Source organism: Stenotrophomonas sp. CASM106 (genome assembly GCF_049384825.1).
Lineage (GTDB): Bacteria > Pseudomonadota > Gammaproteobacteria > Xanthomonadales > Xanthomonadaceae > Stenotrophomonas > Stenotrophomonas muris.
Window position 1 is genome coordinate 451,389 of the sequence record NZ_JBMRFS010000001.1, and the last position, 17,286, is coordinate 468,674.

13 protein-coding genes are annotated in these 17,286 nt (G+C 65.6%); 5 read left to right on the forward strand and 8 right to left on the reverse strand.

All coding sequences use genetic code 11. From position 1 onward, the window contains the following. Window positions 1–51: 51 nt before the first annotated feature. Window positions 52–1,428: a YncE family protein gene (locus VG556_RS02170; RefSeq protein WP_100450022.1), complete on the reverse strand. Its 1,377-nt coding sequence runs from the start codon at window positions 1,426–1,428 to the stop codon at window positions 52–54. Between the two features lie 122 nt (window positions 1,429–1,550). Continuing rightward, on the reverse strand, window positions 1,551–2,579 hold the full coding sequence (locus VG556_RS02175; protein ID WP_100450021.1) for an alpha/beta hydrolase: 1,029 nt from the start codon (window positions 2,577–2,579) through the stop codon (window positions 1,551–1,553). 281 nt (window positions 2,580–2,860) lie between these two features. Between VG556_RS02175 and VG556_RS02180 the strand changes: the two genes are divergently transcribed. Beyond that, window positions 2,861–3,235 carry a hypothetical protein gene (locus VG556_RS02180; RefSeq protein ID WP_049403897.1) on the forward strand — a complete coding sequence of 125 codons (375 nt, stop codon included), beginning with the start codon at window positions 2,861–2,863 and terminating at the stop codon, window positions 3,233–3,235. A 74-nt stretch (window positions 3,236–3,309) separates the two neighbouring features. On the opposite strand, the gene VG556_RS02185 is transcribed toward VG556_RS02180, so the two are convergent. Together VG556_RS02185 and VG556_RS02190 are read right to left on the reverse strand one after the other, a co-directional pair. Next, window positions 3,310–3,681 carry a DUF805 domain-containing protein gene (locus VG556_RS02185; protein ID WP_014647091.1) on the reverse strand — a complete coding sequence of 124 codons (372 nt, stop codon included), beginning with the start codon at window positions 3,679–3,681 and terminating at the stop codon, window positions 3,310–3,312. A gap of 189 nt (window positions 3,682–3,870) precedes the next feature. Then, the gene (locus VG556_RS02190) at window positions 3,871–5,148 is read right to left on the reverse strand and encodes a replication-associated recombination protein A (RefSeq protein ID WP_014037159.1); all 1,278 of its coding nucleotides are present in this window, start codon (window positions 5,146–5,148) and stop codon (window positions 3,871–3,873) included. Window positions 5,149–5,727: 579 nt separating this feature from the next. On the opposite strand from VG556_RS02190, the gene VG556_RS02195 reads away from it, so the two are divergent. Then, window positions 5,728–6,900, forward strand: a complete 1,173-nt coding sequence (locus tag VG556_RS02195) for a hypothetical protein (RefSeq protein WP_100450020.1) — start codon at window positions 5,728–5,730, stop codon at window positions 6,898–6,900. A 311-nt stretch (window positions 6,901–7,211) separates the two neighbouring features. Here VG556_RS02195 and lolA read toward each other — a convergent pair whose 3' ends face one another. The 3 genes from lolA to VG556_RS02210 all read right to left on the reverse strand — a co-directional run bounded on the left by lolA (window position 7,212) and on the right by VG556_RS02210 (window position 12,305). Continuing rightward, a complete protein-coding gene (lolA, locus tag VG556_RS02200; RefSeq protein WP_005413289.1) occupies window positions 7,212–7,850 on the reverse strand; it encodes an outer membrane lipoprotein chaperone LolA in 639 nt (212 codons plus the stop codon). 111 nt (window positions 7,851–7,961) lie between these two features. Next, entirely contained in the window at window positions 7,962–9,905 is a 1,944-nt protein-coding gene (locus tag VG556_RS02205) for a DUF3857 domain-containing protein (RefSeq protein ID WP_100450019.1), read from the reverse strand. Between the two features lie 39 nt (window positions 9,906–9,944). Beyond that, a complete protein-coding gene (locus VG556_RS02210; protein ID WP_014647088.1) occupies window positions 9,945–12,305 on the reverse strand; it encodes a DNA translocase FtsK in 2,361 nt (786 codons plus the stop codon). 233 nt (window positions 12,306–12,538) lie between these two features. Between VG556_RS02210 and trxB the strand changes: the two genes are divergently transcribed. Further along, complete coding sequence (gene trxB, locus VG556_RS02215; RefSeq protein WP_100450018.1) at window positions 12,539–13,510, forward strand: thioredoxin-disulfide reductase; 972 nt, start codon at window positions 12,539–12,541, stop codon at window positions 13,508–13,510. Window positions 13,511–13,588: 78 nt separating this feature from the next. Here trxB and VG556_RS02220 read toward each other — a convergent pair whose 3' ends face one another. Next, window positions 13,589–15,151 (reverse strand): N-acetylmuramoyl-L-alanine amidase family protein, encoded by a 1,563-nt coding sequence (locus tag VG556_RS02220; RefSeq protein ID WP_100450017.1) that lies wholly within the window; start codon window positions 15,149–15,151, stop codon window positions 13,589–13,591. 191 nt (window positions 15,152–15,342) lie between these two features. Between VG556_RS02220 and VG556_RS02225 the strand changes: the two genes are divergently transcribed. Together VG556_RS02225 and aat are read left to right on the forward strand one after the other, a co-directional pair. Then, entirely contained in the window at window positions 15,343–16,467 is a 1,125-nt protein-coding gene (locus tag VG556_RS02225) for a GNAT family N-acetyltransferase (RefSeq protein WP_049406342.1), read from the forward strand. 65 nt (window positions 16,468–16,532) lie between these two features. After that, a complete protein-coding gene (gene aat, locus VG556_RS02230) occupies window positions 16,533–17,273 on the forward strand; it encodes a leucyl/phenylalanyl-tRNA--protein transferase (RefSeq protein ID WP_014647084.1) in 741 nt (246 codons plus the stop codon). Window positions 17,274–17,286 lie beyond the last annotated feature (13 nt).

Here is a 17,286-nt window from a genome sequence, read left to right on the forward strand (position 1 = left end):
GCTCGTTCTCCTTGCTGGCAGGGCGGCGCGCACGCCGCCCCACCGTGTGACTTACTGCTTCGGGGTGATGCGGGTGATGCGGTCACCCTTCGGGTCCTCAGCGCCGCGCGACTTGTTCACCGCGAACACGTTGCCCTTGCCATCGGCGCGGACGTGGTTCGGCAGCGTGCCGCCATCAAGATTGGCGACCACCTTGCCGTCACCATTCACCACGGTGACCGTGCCAGCGCCACGGTTGCTGACATAGGCCAGGCCGGAGGCATCATCGAAGGCGACGTTCAGCGCACCGGCGCCGACCGGCACGTCATGCAGCACCTTGCCGGCAGCCACGTCGACGATCAGCAGGTTGTCGGTGCCCTGCGAGGCGACGTACAGGCGGTTGCGTGCCGCATCGAAGGCCACGCCCGAGGCACTGATCGAATTACCCAGATCGATGACCTTCTCGACCTTGCCGCTGGCCACATCGATCACCGCCGCTTCCGGGGTGCCGATGCTGACGGTGAACAGCTTGCCGCCCTTCTCGTCCAGCACCAGGCTCATCGGTGTGAACGTGCCGTCGTCCACGCCGGATTCCAGCGTCACTGCCGGCAGCTCCTTGAAGGTCCTGGCGTCGAACACCGACAGGTGGTCCTCGCCCGTCGCCGAGGCGAACACCTTGCCGCGGGTGCCATCGACCACCACGTCGCGCGCGTGCGGCACAGCGTCGGCCGGGAACTGGTGGACCAGCGACAGGTCCTTCTGCCGGTAGACCGCGATCGAGTTCTGGCGGGTGTTGGTCACCCAGACATTGCCGTTGGTGTCATCCACGCCCACGCCGTAGACCGCATAGACCGCGCCATTGGTGCTGCCCGGTACCTGCGCCGGGGTGATCGCCCTGGTCACCTTCAGCGACGTCGGGTCCAGCTTCAGCAGCTGCGACTGGGTCACCGGCGGGCGACCCACCGCCGAGGTCACGAACACTGCGTTGCTGGCGGCACTGTAGGCGGACTGGTACAGGCCCGGCACCAGCTTGCTGGACCGGGTGGCGAACTGCGCCTGGCCGGACAGCGGCAACTGCGGCGACACGCGCAGCTTCAGCACCGTGGCCGCAGCCGGCTGGCTGGCGCGCACCACCACCGGGTGGGTGCCCGGCACCGCGTCGGCCGGAATGCTCAGCTGGGTCTTGAAGTTGCCATCGGCATCGACCACCACCGGCTGTGCGTTGAGCACGCTGTCGCCACGCAGCAGGCTGACCTTCTGGCCCGGCACGAAACCACGGCCGACCACGTCGGCGGTGCTGCCGGGAACCACGTTCTCACCGCGTGAGACGACCTCACCCTTGAAGGTGGCGTTGGCCGGCTGGTCGAACACCGGCTGCGCGGTGGCGGTCACTGCCAGCAGCAGGCCGGCAGCGAGAGAGGTAAGACGGAGAGACGGACGGAACGACATGGCAGGCTCCTTGCACACGTAGGCCGCGCCACGTGGCGCGGGGGTCATCGGTTGCCTGGGCCGCTGCACGTCGGCAGCCTCGCCTGGGTAGTGGGGTCGCACGGCAGCGCGTGCGAAGGGATTCATTCGGCGGCGTTGTCACCGCCATTGGGCGCGCCATCGCCGGCGCTGCGATCGGTCACGCCGTACAGCTCATGCAGCGCCGCATGGAAGGACGCCGGCAGCATCGGGCCGTGGCCAAGGCCGGGGAACTCGCGGTACTGCACGCTCAGGCCCGGCACCTTGCCCAAGCGCTCGGACAGCTGCATCGCCGCATCCGGGGTGGCGCCACCGATGCGGCGCAGGTGCGCGACCACGCGCGGATTGTTCATGTCGCGCTTGCCGCGATCACCGACACGCTCGGCACCGCCCAGCATCAGCCAGAGCCTTGCCGGTTGGCCGTGCACGTTCTGCACGAACTGTTGTTCCGGATCCCCCAGCGCCGCACCCTGGCTCCACCACAGCGACGGGCTGGCGGCCAGATAGGACTGGAAGGCGGCCGGACGCGTGTACAGCGCATTGAGCACGAACAATCCACCCAGTGAGTGGCCCCACAGCGCTTGCTGCTGCGTGTCGATGCGTGCGCGACGCTCCACTTCCGGCTTGATGCGGCGCTCGATCACATCCAGGAACGCGGCAGCCCCACCGCCGACCGCCTGGGTCGTACCGCTCTCATCGTCGGCGCGGTCGATCCACGCGGTGTAGTCGCGGGTGCGCGCCTTGGAATCGATGCGCAGGTCGTTGTCGTAGCCGATCAGCACCAGCACCGGCGGCGCCTTGCGCGCGGCCAGCTCGGCCAGCAACGGCTGATCCAGGACCATCGCGACGGCGTTGCCGTCCAGCGCGTACAGCACCGGAGAGGACACCTTGCCGGCCTTGGCCGGGATCGCCAGGTTCACCCGCCAACGGCGCTGCTGGTCCGGGCTGTCCACCACGAAATGCTCGAAGCGATAGCTGGCCGCCGGCTCGTCGAGCACGGTGCGGCCGATCTTCTGCAGCGGGTTGCGCTGCTGTGCATGGGCATATGGGGTGGCCAGGAGCAGACCCATCATCAAGGCGACCAGGCCGCGGGCCAGCGGACCACGGCGCGAAGGCGGAACAAAGTGCTTCATCAGCGGCGGCAGAAGCGGCCCAGGGCCGCCGGTTCACAAGGGACCGCAGTCTACCTTAAACGCGAATGATTATCACATCGATCAAACGTCACGCTGTGTATCACGCGCGCGCATGCCCGGGTTGCGCAAGGGGCAGCAATTCCCCTATTTTGCCGCCCATCGGGGCATTGGATCGCCCCGCTTCCAGCGCAGCCATGGATGGCGGGCACTTGCCGCCATCCGGGTCGCGTTCATCTGCACACAACCGGCATGGGATTGGATCCCATGATTGTGAGACTCCCTTGAAGCACACCACCCTGATCGCCCTCTCCCTCGGCCTGCTTGCGCCGCTGGCCGCCCATGCCGCACAGGACCTGTCAACGCTCTACCAGGCCTTTGAAGAAGCCGGCAATTCGTCACTGGGCATGGACCAACTCAACCAGACGGTGACATTCACTGCCGTAGCCCTGAGCGTTTCCAGCAACCTGGCGGGCGAGCCGCTGATCGAGGCCGGCGACGACCAGGGCAATGTCCTGGCCCGACTGACCAGCGACGACGAACAGCAGGCGGCCAAGCTGGGCGCACTGGAAGAAGGCGCGACGTTCACCGCCAGCTGCACGCTGCAGTTCAGTTCCGGCACGGACTACCTGTCCTTCGGCGACTGCACCATCAAGTAAAGACGAAGCCGGCGAAATGCCGGCTTCTTTTCTTTGCCTCTTGTCGAGTCGAGCCATGCCCGACTCGCGAAATGTCACGGCCCCGAAGGCACCGGACCATAAGCATTTTCCTGCGGCGTGCCCGGCAGCAGCGCGAATACGAAGATCACCAGGCCGCCGAACGGAACGAAGGCCAGCAGGTACATCCAGCCCGACTGGTTGCAGTCGTGCAGGCGGCGCACGGTGACGGCGATGACCGGCACGAACGTGGCCAGCCAGAACACGACAAACAGGATGATCGACGCGATGCCCAGGACGTCGGACTGCATCACCAGCCCGGCAACGAGCGGCACCATCAGGACGGCGGAGACGATCAGCATGAACAGCTGGAACATCCAGTACTCACGACGGTTGGCACGCCCCTCGAACTGGGCGTAGCGCTTCAACGGCAGAATCATTTCCTGCACGGCATCAATCCTTGAAAAAGTGGCCGCGCAGTGTGCCAAAGACCGCCGCCGGGAACAATGTGGAGCCGAGCCATGCTCGGCTGCCATTGGCCCTGTAGAGCCGAGCCCATGCTCGGCTGCCGTTGCCGCAGGCGCTGCTGGCCCGGTCCAGAGCGGAGTCGAGCGCGGCTCGACGCTACATAAACCGGGTCAGCGACCCTTTGCCGCCCTCGCCGCTTCGCGCTCGGCACGCAGCCGGTCCAGCTTTTCCTTCAGCTTGATTTCCAGGCCACGCGGCACCGGGTTGTAGTACACCCGTTCGCCCATCGCATCCGGGAAACCCGTCTGGTCCAGCGCGATGCCACCCTCGGCGTCATGGTCGTACTGGTACTCGGCGCCGTAGCCGAGCTCTTTCATCAGCTTGGTCGGCGCATTGCGCAGGTGCAGCGGCACTTCTTCGGTGCCGCTCTCGCGCACGTCGGCCTTGGCCTGGTTGAAGGCGGCATAGCCGGCGTTCGACTTGGCGGTGCTGGCCAGGTAAAGCACCAGCTGCGCGAACGCCAGCTCGCCTTCCGGGCTGCCCAGCCGCTCGTAGATGTCCCAGGCTTCCAGCGCCATGCTCTGCGCGCGCGGATCGGCCAGGCCGATATCCTCGATGGCCATGCGGGTCAGCCGGCGCGCCAGGTAGGACGGGTCGCAGCCACCATCGAGCATGCGGGTCAGCCAGTACAGCGCGGCATCCGGGTTGGAGCTGCGTACCGACTTGTGCAGCGCCGAGATCTGGTCGTAGAACTGCTCGCCGCCCTTGTCGAAGCGACGGGTGCGATCGGCCAGCACCTGGGTCAGGGTCTGCGGCGTGATGCGCCCTCCCTCCCCGCCCGCCAGTTCCGCGGCGATTTCCAACAGGGTCAGCGCACGGCGCACATCACCATCGGCAGCGGTGGCGATTTCCAGAAGCAGTTCGGGGGCGACCTCGATACCCTCTTCGCCCAGGCCGCGCTCGCGATCACCCAGCGCACGTTCCAGCGCCTCGACGATGTCGGTGGGCGAAACGCCTTCCAGCACATGCACGCGGCAACGCGACAGCAATGCGGAATTCAACTCGAACGACGGATTCTCGGTGGTGGCACCGACGAACAGGATGGTGCCGCGCTCGATGTGCGGCAGGAACGCATCCTGCTGCGCCTTGTTGAAGCGATGCACCTCATCCACGAACAGCACGGTGCGCCGGCCTTCGGCGAAACGCTGCGCGGCCTCGGCCAACACTTGGCGCACCTCCGGCAGGCCGGAGAGCACGGCGGAGATGGCACGGAATTCTGCGTCGGAGTATTCGGCCAGCAACAGCGCCAGCGTGGTCTTGCCACAGCCTGGCGGCCCCCACAGGATCATTGAATGCACGCGACCGGATTCGACCGCGCGACGCAGCGCGCTGTCCGGCGCCAGCAGGCGCTTCTGCCCAACCATTTCGTCGAGAGTGCGCGGACGCATGCGCTCGGCCAGCGGGCGCAGGTGTTCCCGATCGACGCTCAGCAGATCGGGACCAGGGAAGGAAGTTGAACGATGTCTTGCCACCCGGTCATTGTACCGCGCCGCCCAACGGTAGCGCCGCGCCGTGCCCGGCGGGCGGGACGCGGTGTCTGGTAGTGCCGGCCGCTGGCCGGCAGATCAAAAGCATGTCAACCAAGGTTGACACCCACCAAGGCGGTCCCGGTTGAAACCCACCAGAACAGAAAGCGCCGGGCCATGCCGGCGATCAGGCCGCACGGGTGGTAGTGCCGGCCGCTGGCCGGCAGATCAAGAGCGTGTCAACCAAGGTTGACACCCACCATGACGGTGCCGGTTGACACCAGCCAGAGCAGACAGCACCGAACCCTGCCGGCAGATCAGGCCACAGGATCGGTAGTGCCGGCCGCTGGCCGGCAGCCCGCCAATGTGTCGGAAATGAGCCGAAACCGCCGCAACCAATTCATAGGTAAGCCACTGATTCACATGGAACACCCTTTCCCGGGGGCCATGCATCCTCATCAGTAGCCGAGAATTTGCAGCTCAACCATCCAGGCCCCACTCGTGCGCGATCCCGAATCCAATGTCCTTGAGTTCATTGCTGGCTGCGCGGTCGATGCGGACATCTACTATCTGGCTGCAGCCCTTGGCCCTGGGCATGAATACTACGACCCGGATCCCGGCCCACCCACCCGCATGTTCGTCTTTGGCCGCACCCCCAAAGAGGAGTGGTTCTACCATGACCTGCAGGACTTCCAGGTCATGTCCACAGAGCTTGTCCCAGAGGAAGAAGGCGGTCGCCCCCGTCGTGTGCTTGCCCTTGATTTCTATGGGCAGCTGGAAGATTACTCCCGTGCTGGGGCCACGATCGAGTACGTCTCGGCGGAAGGCGCCGACTTCCCCGGAGGTCTTACCCGTTTGCGACTGCTGGGCGACGCCCTTTTCTGCGCGGGCCCAAGAGGACAGATCTATCATCGGGGCGACGGCGGATGGCGGCAGCTTCCAACCCAATTCGCGACTGCCTTCTGCGAGGAGGGCGAAGACGAGTCGGATCTGGATGACTTCGACAGTTGGCTCGAAGATTTCGGCCACCTGCTCGAACTGGGCGATGCTCCCGCACTTCCTCGAGATCCGATGGAACGCGACGCAGAGCTTCGCCGGAGATTCGCCGATTGGCGCGCCCACATGACCCATGTCCGGGAGGATGAGCGATTCAACCAGCTACTCGCTGAGTTCCGCGTGGGCAGCGTGAACGACCTCTGCGGAACGGGCTTTGCTGACCTCTACGCAATCGGATCCCAAGGCTTGATTGCGCACTGGGATGGCTCGAGCTGGACCGTGCCCGAACAAGTCACTACTGCGGAGCTGCTTCATGCTTGCAGGACCGACCAGGGCCGCCTCGTCCTTGTAGGAATGCACGGCACCATCGTTACGGGCGACATCTCCACTGGATTCGAGTGCCTCCAACACGAGGTCGGCGAAGGCATCAACTTCAACTCTGTGTGCCAGTACAAGCAACAGGTTTACATCGGCTCTGAGAATGGCGGCCTCTACGTCTACAGTCTAGAAACCGGCGTAGTTGAACCGTTGCTGGAAGGCATCCCCGAAGAACTGAGAGATGCAACGATTGTTGATATCAGTTCCGTCGGTAGCGTGCTGTGGGTGCTGACGCCCTGGGACCTGATTCGATTTGATGGCACCGCGTGGCAGGTGATCGTTCACCCGGACAACGGATGAGCTGGCCGAGCGCGTGCCAACCAAGGTTGGCACCCACCAGAGCGGGTCAGGTCGGATTGCGGCAGCGCCGAACCCTGCCCGACGGATCAGGCCGCAAGGGTCGGTAGTGCCGGCCGCTGGCCGGCAGATCAAAACATGTCAACCAAGGTTGACACCCACCAAGGCGGTCCCGGTTGGCACCCACCAGAGCAGGTAGGGCCAGGCCATGCCCGGCAGATCAGGCCACAGGATCGGTAGTGCCGGCCGCTGGCCGGCAGATCAAAAGCGTGTCAACCAAGGTTGACACCCACCAAAGCGCCTCCGCCCACAGGTCAATTACCGATGACGTCGGTACCCTTCGGCGGGGTGAAGCTGAAGGTGCCGGCCGCGAAGCCCGGGTTGCGCTTCCAGCCGCTGAAGCTGATCACAGTGCGCTGGCCAACCGCATCGGTGATTTCCATCTTGGCCAGGCCCTGGGCATTGAAGCCCAGCGCGGCGTACTGGAAGCTGGCTTCGGTCTCGCGCTTCGGCGACAGCGACAGCCACTGCAGGCCGTCGCGCTGCGCAGCCTCTTCACTGACGTCGTACTGCTGTTCCAGCAGCGCCGGGTTGATCAGCGCGGTCAGCGGACTGTTCTGCTCTTCCTTGCCCTGCTCGCGCACGGTGGCCTGCTCCAGGTCCGGTTCGTACATCCAGACCTTCTTGCCGTCGGCCACGATCAACTGCTCGTGCGGGCGCACGTATTCCCAGCGGAACAGGCGCGGCGCCGACAGGGCCACGCGGCCACTGGTCGATTCCTTCACCTTGCCGCGGCTGTCGAACACCTGCTGGCTGAACTGGCCATCCAGGCCCTTCAGGCCACTGGTGAAGGTCTTCAGGTCATCGCGGGCGCCTGCCCAGGCGCTGCCGGCGGCGGCGCAGGCCACGGCCAGGGTGGTGGTGGCAAGGAAACGGCGGAAGCGGAAGTTCATGCGGGAATCCTGTGGGCGCGGGCGCCAGGAAAGGTGGTTGCCAGTGTGCCCGGGGAAAGATGAATGGGCGATCAGGGCGACATTATGCCGCCCTGAACGTCCATCGGCGATTCAGCCGCCCGAGCCCGGCAGCTTGCCGTACAGCACCTGGCCACGGAAGCCACGCCGCACTTCGCGATACAACGCGCGGAATGCGGTGTAGTCCTGCGGCTGGCACAGCGCCTCCGGGCCACGCACCGCGTTCTGCTGCAGGCGATGGCGCGCGATCACGTCCTGCCCCTCGCGGCTCCAGTCCACGCGGTACTCGCCAGCGGCGTTGGTGAAACGCTGGTTGGCCGGGATGGCGATGATCGGCGCATTGGCAGGGAACTGCAGGCGATAGGTTTCCTCGCGCAGGCTGGCATTGCAGTAGAACGGCGTCTCGTTGGCCGGCGCAGAAGCGGTGGCGTACAGGCCACGCACCGACTCGCCGCCCGGCGGATCCGGCACGGCCATGCCGCCGGCCACGCTGAAGTCGGCGTAGTCCTCGGCCTGGAAGGCCATGCGATAGCCGAACGGCCGGGTCAGGTCGACCGGCACGCCCTGGATCTGCAGCTGCCCTCGCCCGTCGAAACCGGACGCGGCCATGATCTGCTCCTCGGCGCGCGCACGATTCTGCGCGTTGAGCTGGGAGAACTGGGCGCGCATGCCGATCTCGGCGTTCTCGCCCAGCTTCGGAATGGTCTCGCCGCGCAGGTTGCCGTTGGCGTCGAAGGTGAAACGCACTTCCATCGAGGTGGCATTGCGCTGCGGCGTGTTGGCCGGGGTGCGTGCCAGCGTGGCGTCGCGGGTACGCATCACCGGCGCACCCAGGTCACCTTCCGGCAGCTGCCCGAAGCGGGCCCACGCGGTGGTCGAATCAAGGTACAGATCGAATTCCGGGATGTAGGTGATGGCGTGGTTGAAGCGGCCCAGCACCGGAATCTTCGGCAGCGTCGGGCCACCGCCGGCACCGATCAGCACCGGCGAGCTGGCGATGCCCTTGGCTGCCAGCAGTGCCTCGAGGATCGTCACATGGTCCTTGCAGTCACCATAGTGGTTGTCGAGGATGCTCTGCGCGCTGTTCGGCTCCAGGCCGCCATTGCCCAGGTACACCGCCACATAGCGGATGTTCTGCGCCACCCAGCGGTACAGCGCATCGGCCTGCTCGCGCCGGTCGCTGATGCCAGCGGTGATTTCATCAGCCAGCGCCTGCAGCGCCGGGGTCACGTCGGCCGCCGGGCCGGCCTTGAGCTGGTAGGCGCGTCCCATCTGCGACCAGTCACGATAGGTGCTGGCCATGATGTTCGGGCCGAACTCCCAGCCCGCCGCCGACCAGTTCTGTGCCGGCATGGCTTCGCGCCGCTGGTAGCGCCAGCGCCACTGCGCCTGGCCGTTCTTCACCGTCGGGCGATCGCTGCCCTGCACGCCGCGGCTGTCGACGAACATCGGCAGGTTGGCCGGCGCAGTCAGGGTGACCTCGGCGTCTTCGTACTCGGTGAAGACGTTGAAGGTCTCCCACAGGCCGAAATAGCCCGGGAAGTACGGCGTGGCCTGGGTGCGGCGCACCTGGTAGTACAGGCGCGTGCCCGGGGCCAGGTTCGGGAACACGATCACCCGCACCTTGCGGTCGGCATACATCGCCGCCGAGGCGCTGGAGTAACTCTCCTGGGTGTAGATGCGATCGGCCGGCACGTCGCGCCGCTGGCCATCGGCGGTGATGGTGTAGGCACCGAGCACTTCCAGCGTCTCCATCTTTTCGCTGTAGCTCAGCCGCACCTGGCTGAACTGCTCGACGGAGGCCTTGGTCTTGAGCAGGACTTCGTAGGTTTCGGTCTGCACATTGCCCGCATCCGGCCGCACCTGGTAGTCGGCGCGGTAACGGACAATGCTGAAATTATTGCTGGCTTCGGTATCGCCGCTGGTGGAAGGCGGCGCCGTGGCGGGCGCGGAGGTGGCGGTTTCTGCCAGTGCCGGGCCGGCAGCCAGGAAGGCTGCCAGCGCCAGCGCCAGCGCGCTTGGTACGGGGTGAAGCATGCGTCGGTTCCTTGGACGTCGTGGGGGATACGTCGGGCCTTACTTCGGCGGCGGCGGTGCCAGCACCGTGCGGTCGCCGTTGTGCTCGGGCGGGCTGACCACGCCGGCCGCTTCCATGGCCTCGATCAGTCGCGCTGCACGGTTGTAGCCGATCTTCAGCCGGCGCTGCACGCCGGAAATCGAGGCGCGGCGGGTCTCGGTGACCACCCGCAGCGCTTCGTCATACAGCGGGTCGGACTCGTCGCCGGCCGCACTGGTCTCGGGCAGGCCGGTGGCACCGACGACCACGCCGTCGCCCATCGTCTGCACCTCGTCCAGCACCCCGTCGATATAGTCGGCCGGGCCCATCGCCTTGAGGTGCTCGACCACGCGGTGCACTTCGTCATCGGACACGAACGCACCATGCACGCGCTCGGGCAGCGCGGTGCCCGGCGGCAGGTACAGCATGTCGCCGTGGCCCAGCAGGGTTTCCGCGCCGGACTGGTCGAGGATGGTGCGCGAGTCGATCTTGGAGCTGACCTGGAACGCGATACGCGTCGGGATGTTGGCCTTGATCAGGCCGGTGATCACGTCCACCGACGGGCGCTGCGTGGCCAGGATCAGGTGGATGCCGGCCGCACGCGCCTTCTGTGCCAGGCGCGCGATCAGCTCTTCCACCTTCTTGCCGACGATCATCATCATGTCGGCGAATTCGTCGATGAAGATGACGATGAACGGCAGCGTCTCCAATGGACGCGGCGCCTCGCCCAGCTCCGGGTTCGGCTTGAACAGCGGGTCCATCAGCGGCTGGCCGGCATCCTGCGCTTCCTTCACCTTCTTGTTGAAGCCGGCCAGGTTGCGCACGCCCACCGCGCTCATCAACTTGTAGCGGCGCTCCATCTCGGCCACGCACCAGCGCAGGCCGTTGGCAGCCTCCTTCATGTCGGTGACCACCGGCGCCAGCAGGTGCGGGATGCCCTGATAGACGCTCAGCTCGAGCATCTTCGGGTCGATCATCAGCATCCGCAGATCTTTCGGCGAGGCCTTGAACAGCAGGCTCAGCACCATCGCGTTGACCGCCACCGACTTGCCCGAACCGGTGGTACCGGCCACCAGCAGGTGCGGCATGCGCGCCAGATCGGCCACGGTCGAGCGCCCTGCAATGTCCTTGCCCAGCGCCAGGGTCAGCACGCTGGCCGACTTGTCGTATTCCTTCGAGCGCAACAGCTCGGACAGGTAGATCATCTCGCGGGTGACGTTGGGAATTTCCAGGCCGATCACCGACTTGCCCGGAATCACGTCGACCACGCGCACCGACTTCACCGACAGGCCGCGCGCGATGTCCTTGTCCAGCGAACTGATCTGGCTGACCTTGATGCCCGGCGCGGGCTCGATCTCGAAGCGGGTGATGACCGGGCCGGGATTGGCGCCGACCACCTGGGCGTCGATGCGGAAGTCCTTCAGCTTGAACTCGATCTGCCGCGACAGCGCGTCCAGGGTTTCCTTGTCGTAGCCCACCGGCTGCGGCTTGGGGTCGTCCAGCAGGGCCAGCGGCGGCAGGTCCGAGCCGTCGCCGTTGACGCCACGGAACATCGGGATCTGCGTGTCGCGCTTGGCCCGGTCACTCTTCTCGATCACCGGTTCCGGACGCGGCTCGATCTTCACCGGCTCGCGCTTGGCGCGGACCTCGGCATCGGCCTTTCGCACTTCCTGGCGCTCCTCGCGCATCACCCGGGTCTGCTGCCACTCGGTGACTTCTTCCTTCTTGCGCGCCAGCAACGGTGCCAGCGACATCACGCCACGGCCGATCTTTTCCATCACCGTGAACCAGGACAGCCCGGTGGCCAGGGTAATCGAGGCCAGCAGCAGCACCAGCACGAACAGGTTCGCGCCCAGCGCACCGAAGCCCACCGTGAGCGAATTGCCAACCAGCTTGCCGAGAATGCCGCCGGCGCTGGAGACATCGCCACTGAACAGGCGTACATGCAGGAAGCCGGTGCCAGCAATCAGGAAACCGACCAGGCCGACCAGGCGCAGCGCCGGGTCCAGGTCGTTCTCGCCCTTGCTCTCGCGCTTGAGGCCGAACATGGCAATCCACGACAGCGCACCGAGCACCACCGGCAGCAGGAAGGCGATGTAGCCGAACAACTGCAGCAGCACGTCGGCGATCCAGGCGCCCGCGCGACCACCGAGGTTGTGCACCGGCGCGACCACGCTGCCGGTATGCGACCAGCCCGGATCCGTCGCTGAATAGGTGAAAAGACTCGCCGCCAGATAGAGCAGGGCCGGCGCGATCGCGATCAGGCCCAGGTCGCGCCAGAGGCGCTGGCGGCGTGGATTGTCGGTCGTCGCCGCCGCGGCCGTGCGACGTGACGCCTTGCTGTCGTCCGACTTGGAGCGTTCAGGGACCTGCTTCGCCACCTTAGACCATACCTTTGGAATGCGCTGTTAGTGATTGATAATAAATGAGACGGCGTCAGTTTTCAGTTATGCGACTTCTGACCGGGCCCGGACAGGGCCGAAACCACCGCTGGATGACGGCGTTCTGTTCATCGGCTTGAATCGCCCTGCCCCAGCCGCCACTCTATGACCAGCCACGGATGCTGCGCAAACATCGCCAGCGCCTTGTCCCATCTACCTTTTCGCGAGTCTACATGAGCACCAGCCTGCCCTCCCGCCACCAGCGCCTCGTCATCCTCGGTTCCGGACCGGCCGGCTGGACCGCCGCCGTCTACGCCGCCCGTGCCAACCTGAAGCCGGTCGTCATCACTGGCCTGCAGCAGGGCGGTCAGCTGATGACCACCACCGAGGTGGACAACTGGCCGGGTGACGCCCACGGCCTGATGGGCCCGGACCTGATGGCGCGCATGCAGGCCCACGCCGAGCGCTTCGAGACCGAGGTCATCTTCGACCACATCCACACCGCCGACCTGTCGCAGCGCCCGTTCAAGCTGATCGGCGACAGCCACGAGTACACCTGCGACGCGCTGATCATCGCCACCGGCGCCACCGCCAAGTACCTGGGCATCCCGACCGAAGACCAGTTCAAGGGCCGCGGCGTGTCCGCCTGTGCCACCTGTGACGGCTTCTTCTACCGCGACCAGGACGTGGTCGTGGTCGGCGGCGGCAACACCGCCGTGGAAGAAGCCCTGTACCTGTCCAACATCGCCCGCAAGGTCTACCTGGTCCACCGCCGCGACACCCTGAAGGCGGAGAAGATCATGCAGGACAAGCTGTTCAGGAAGGTGGCCGAAGGCAAGATCGAGACCGTCTGGCACCACCAGGTGGAGGAAGTGCTGGGCAACGATGCCGGCGTGACCGGCGTGCGCGTGAAGTCCACCCTGGACGGCGGCACCCGCGACATCGACGCCCACGGCTTCTTCGTGGCCATCGGCCACCACCCGAACACCACCCTGTTCGACGGACAGCTGGCGATGAACAACGGCTACCTGGAAATCCGTTCGGGCCTGGGCGGCAACGCTACCCAGACCTCGGTGGAAGGCGTGTTCGCCGCCGGCGACGTGGCCGATCAACACTACCGCCAGGCGATCACCTCGGCCGGCTTCGGCTGCATGGCCGCTCTGGACGCCGAGCGCTATCTGGACGCGCAGGGCAAGGCCAGCTGAAGCGCTGATTATGCTCTGTAGAGTCGAGCCATGCTCGACTCAGGAGAAAGGCCGACGCGAAAGCGTCGGCCTTTCTCGTTACATCCCTGCGGCAGCCGTATTCTCAGGCAAGCCATTTCGATCAGGGCCGGCCGCATCGGGAACACAACGAACGGTGTGAGGCACGGGCTGCGACTTGACCCCATCCGCATCCAACACATGCGTCTCCCAGCCGAGCGTCCCCACGCTGTCGCGACCGCAGCTTAGTTGCATCCTGCTGGGCTGGTCAGGCGAATCGATGACCACCGTCCGTCCGCTGCAGTTCCACCCTGATGGGCACAGCGTATTGCGGGTGATCAGGCTGATCGGGAATTGCGGATGGCCCGCAAACGCCACGTCCACCTCGCGCGAGTCGCCGGATGGAACGTCGACATCTGCGATCGGCTGCCCGGACAGCGGCTCACACGTCTTTCCTGTTGCCCACAGGCGATAGCCCTTCTCCACCCCTTTCATCGACGCCGAGCGGAAGACGGGGTCCTGCAGCGCCTTGGCATCATCCGGATTCGTGTGAAACGCCGTCTCTACGATGATCGATGGCATGTGCGCCTCTCGGTTCTCCCCCTTGTTCAGCGCGTGCGGAGCGGGAGCCACGGTGAATGCCGCATACTCAGGTAGCGAGTGAATCAGCTCCTTCATCGAGCACAGGACACTCTCTGCAAGAGCAGCATCCATCGGCCTACCAGGTTGCACGATCACACGAGTACCGCGCGCGGCCCCCGAGGGTTCTCCATTGCTGTGCAGATGAATCGCTACCTCAGCTCCGTGGTGGTTTGCGAGAAGCGGCCGACTGTTGATGTCTTCACGCTCCTCCCGATCCCAAAGCGTACTGCCTGCGTACGTGTTCCATATCTTTGTCTCGGCCGGATACTGCTCGGCAATCGCGTAGCGCGCAGCTATGGTCCACCACTCCTCACCACTCGGAGGATGAGTCGTTCCCGTGATCTGAACGCGCGGACGGACGACAGGCATTTGGCTCCTTTGCTCGATCATCGCCTTCAGCTCCGCAGCGTACGACGGAGTCAACAACCCCTCGGAGACGCCATTCCATTCATCCCTTGAGGTCACCCACCGGTTGTCCTTGTAGCTGTAGAAATACCCATGGCCGGCTGCGACAAATGCCATCCCGGACCCAGGCGTTCCACGCATCCGCCTCAGCGCATCCCCCGCTTTCCGCGCCGCATCGTCCGCAGCCTTTATCTCAGGAAAGTAGTATTCGATCTCTTTCCCGTCATACAGAAAAACGACACGACTGAACGGCGCCACCTGCTCGGCCCAATGCAGTAGTCCAAAACTGATCTCGCTTCGCTGATCCTCGAACGACGGTCCGTAATCGGCAGGAACGAAGTCACGATCCAGCGCCACGGTCACTACACCGTTGGCGATATCTGCTGATACCTCAACCCGGCGACTACGTGCCTGGCCATCCACGAGACGAACGCGCTCCAGAATGTCGCGCGCCTTCTGGGTCAAGAGGATGTCGAGCCCAGTGTCCTGCTCCACCGCAGGAGGAGCGTCAACGGCCTGCGCGGGGCTTATCAACAGTCCGCCACCCAGAAGAGACAGCAGGACAGAAAGGGATCCAAGGCGAAATTTCTGGTTCATTTTGGCTACTCCATGCAAAGAGTGAATGCACCGCTCCAGCGGCGCAGCTCACTCTGCCCCTGTGCATTCAGGCATTCCGCAACCAAGCGCACACGGATGGACAATTCAAACTTTCCTCAACCCCGACCGGAACAAACCAACCCAGCTCCGCCAGCACCGTTCGCGATCCACCTGGCCTATCCTTGCCAACCATGCCCTCCCCCCGCTTCCTCGACTCCCTGCAGTCCATTCCCGCCACCGACTGGGATGCCCTGCACGACGGCCAGAATCCGTTCGTCAGCCACGCCTTCCTCTCCGGCCTGGAACAGCACGGCTGCCTGCGCGAGGACTGGGGCTGGCAGCCCCGGCACTTCACGCTCTGGGAAGGCGACACCTTGGTCGGCGCCATTCCGGGCTACCTGAAGACCAACTCCCACGGTGAATTCGTGTTTGACCATGCCTGGGCCAACGCCTACGCCCGCCATGGCCGCGACTACTACCCGAAGTGGCTTGGCGCAGTTCCGTACTCGCCGGTGACCGGGCCGCGCCTGCTGGCCCGTCACGATTCAGAGCGCACCACGCTGCTGTCGGCGTTGCGCGATGCACTGCCGGCACTGGCCGTGTCATCGGCCCATATCAACTTCCACGCCGCAGCGGACGAGGCGCTGTTCGGCGATGACTGGCTGCTGCGCGAGGACGTGCAGTTCCAGTGGCAGAACCCGAGTGACTGGGCGACATTCGACCAGTTCCTCGGCGCGATGAACCACAAGCACCGCAAGAACATCCGCCAGGAACGGGCCAAGGTCGCCCGCCAGGGCATCAGCTTCCGCGTGGTGCATGGCGACGAGGCCAGCCGCGCCGACCTGCAGGCGATGTACCGCTTCTACCTGCAGACCTTCCTGGAATACGGCAATGCCCCGGCCCTGACCGAGGCCTTCCTGCGCCATCTGGCCATTTCATTGGGTCGCGGGCTGGTGCTGTTCCTGGCCGAACAGGACGGCGAGCCGATTGCCGGCGCGCTGTGCCTGCGCGGCGGTGACACGCTGTACGGCCGCTACTGGGGCGGCGCCACCCTGCCCGGCCTGCACTTCGAGGCCTGCTATTACCAGGGCATCGAGTACTGCCTACGCGAAGGCCTGGCCCGATTCGAGCCGGGTGCACAGGGAGAGCACAAGCTGGCGCGCGGTTTCCTGCCGACGCTGGTGCGCAGCCGGCACTGGGTGGCTGATGCGGAGTTCGCCGAGGCGTTGCAGGAGTGGTGCCGGCAGGAGCGACGGGATGTGCGGCGCTACCAACAGGAGCTGCTGGGGCACAGCCCATTCCGCGCGGACGGGTGACCTGCCAACCAAGGTTGGCATCTACCGCAGCATTCACGCGGGGCCGCGACGAATACAATGCCGGCATGACCCGCCAGCTGCCCTGGCGCCTGGCCGACGCGCCGGACGCCCCCTTCCCGCCGGCCGAGACCGCCCTGCGCCAGCCCGACGGCCTGCTCGCCGTGGGCGGCGACCTGCACCCGGCGCGCCTGCTCAACGCGTATGCGGGCGGCATCTTTCCATGGTTCAGCGAGGGCGAGCCGATCCTGTGGTGGTCGCCCGACCCGCGCATGGTGTTCCGTACCGATGGCGTGCATCTGTCCAGCCGCTTCCGACGCCAGTTGCGCGGCAGCACATGGGAGGTCACCGCCGACACCGCCTTCAGCCGGGTGATGCGCGCCTGTGCGGCGGCACCGCGGCCTGGCCAGGACGGCACCTGGATCAGCCCCGACATGGTCGAGGCCTACAGCCAGCTGCATGACCTCGGCTTTGCCCACTCCTTCGAGGTCTGGGACCGGCAGACGCTGGTCGGCGGCATCTACGGGGTGGCGATCGGAACGATGTTCTTCGGCGAGAGCATGTTCAGTGGCGCCAGCGGCGGCTCCAAGATCGCCCTGGCCGCGCTGGCATCCACGCTTCACGGCTGGGGCTGGGCGCTGATCGATGCCCAGGTGGAGAATCCGCACCTGCTGCGGATGGGCGCCGAGCACCTGCCGCGCGCGGCGTTCCTGCAGCACGTCCGCCACGCGGTGCGCCATGACGGCCGTGAAGGCCCGTGGACGCAGGCGGTCGGACGCCTGCCGGCACAGCGTTTGGCCGGGGGTTAACACAAACTTTGCA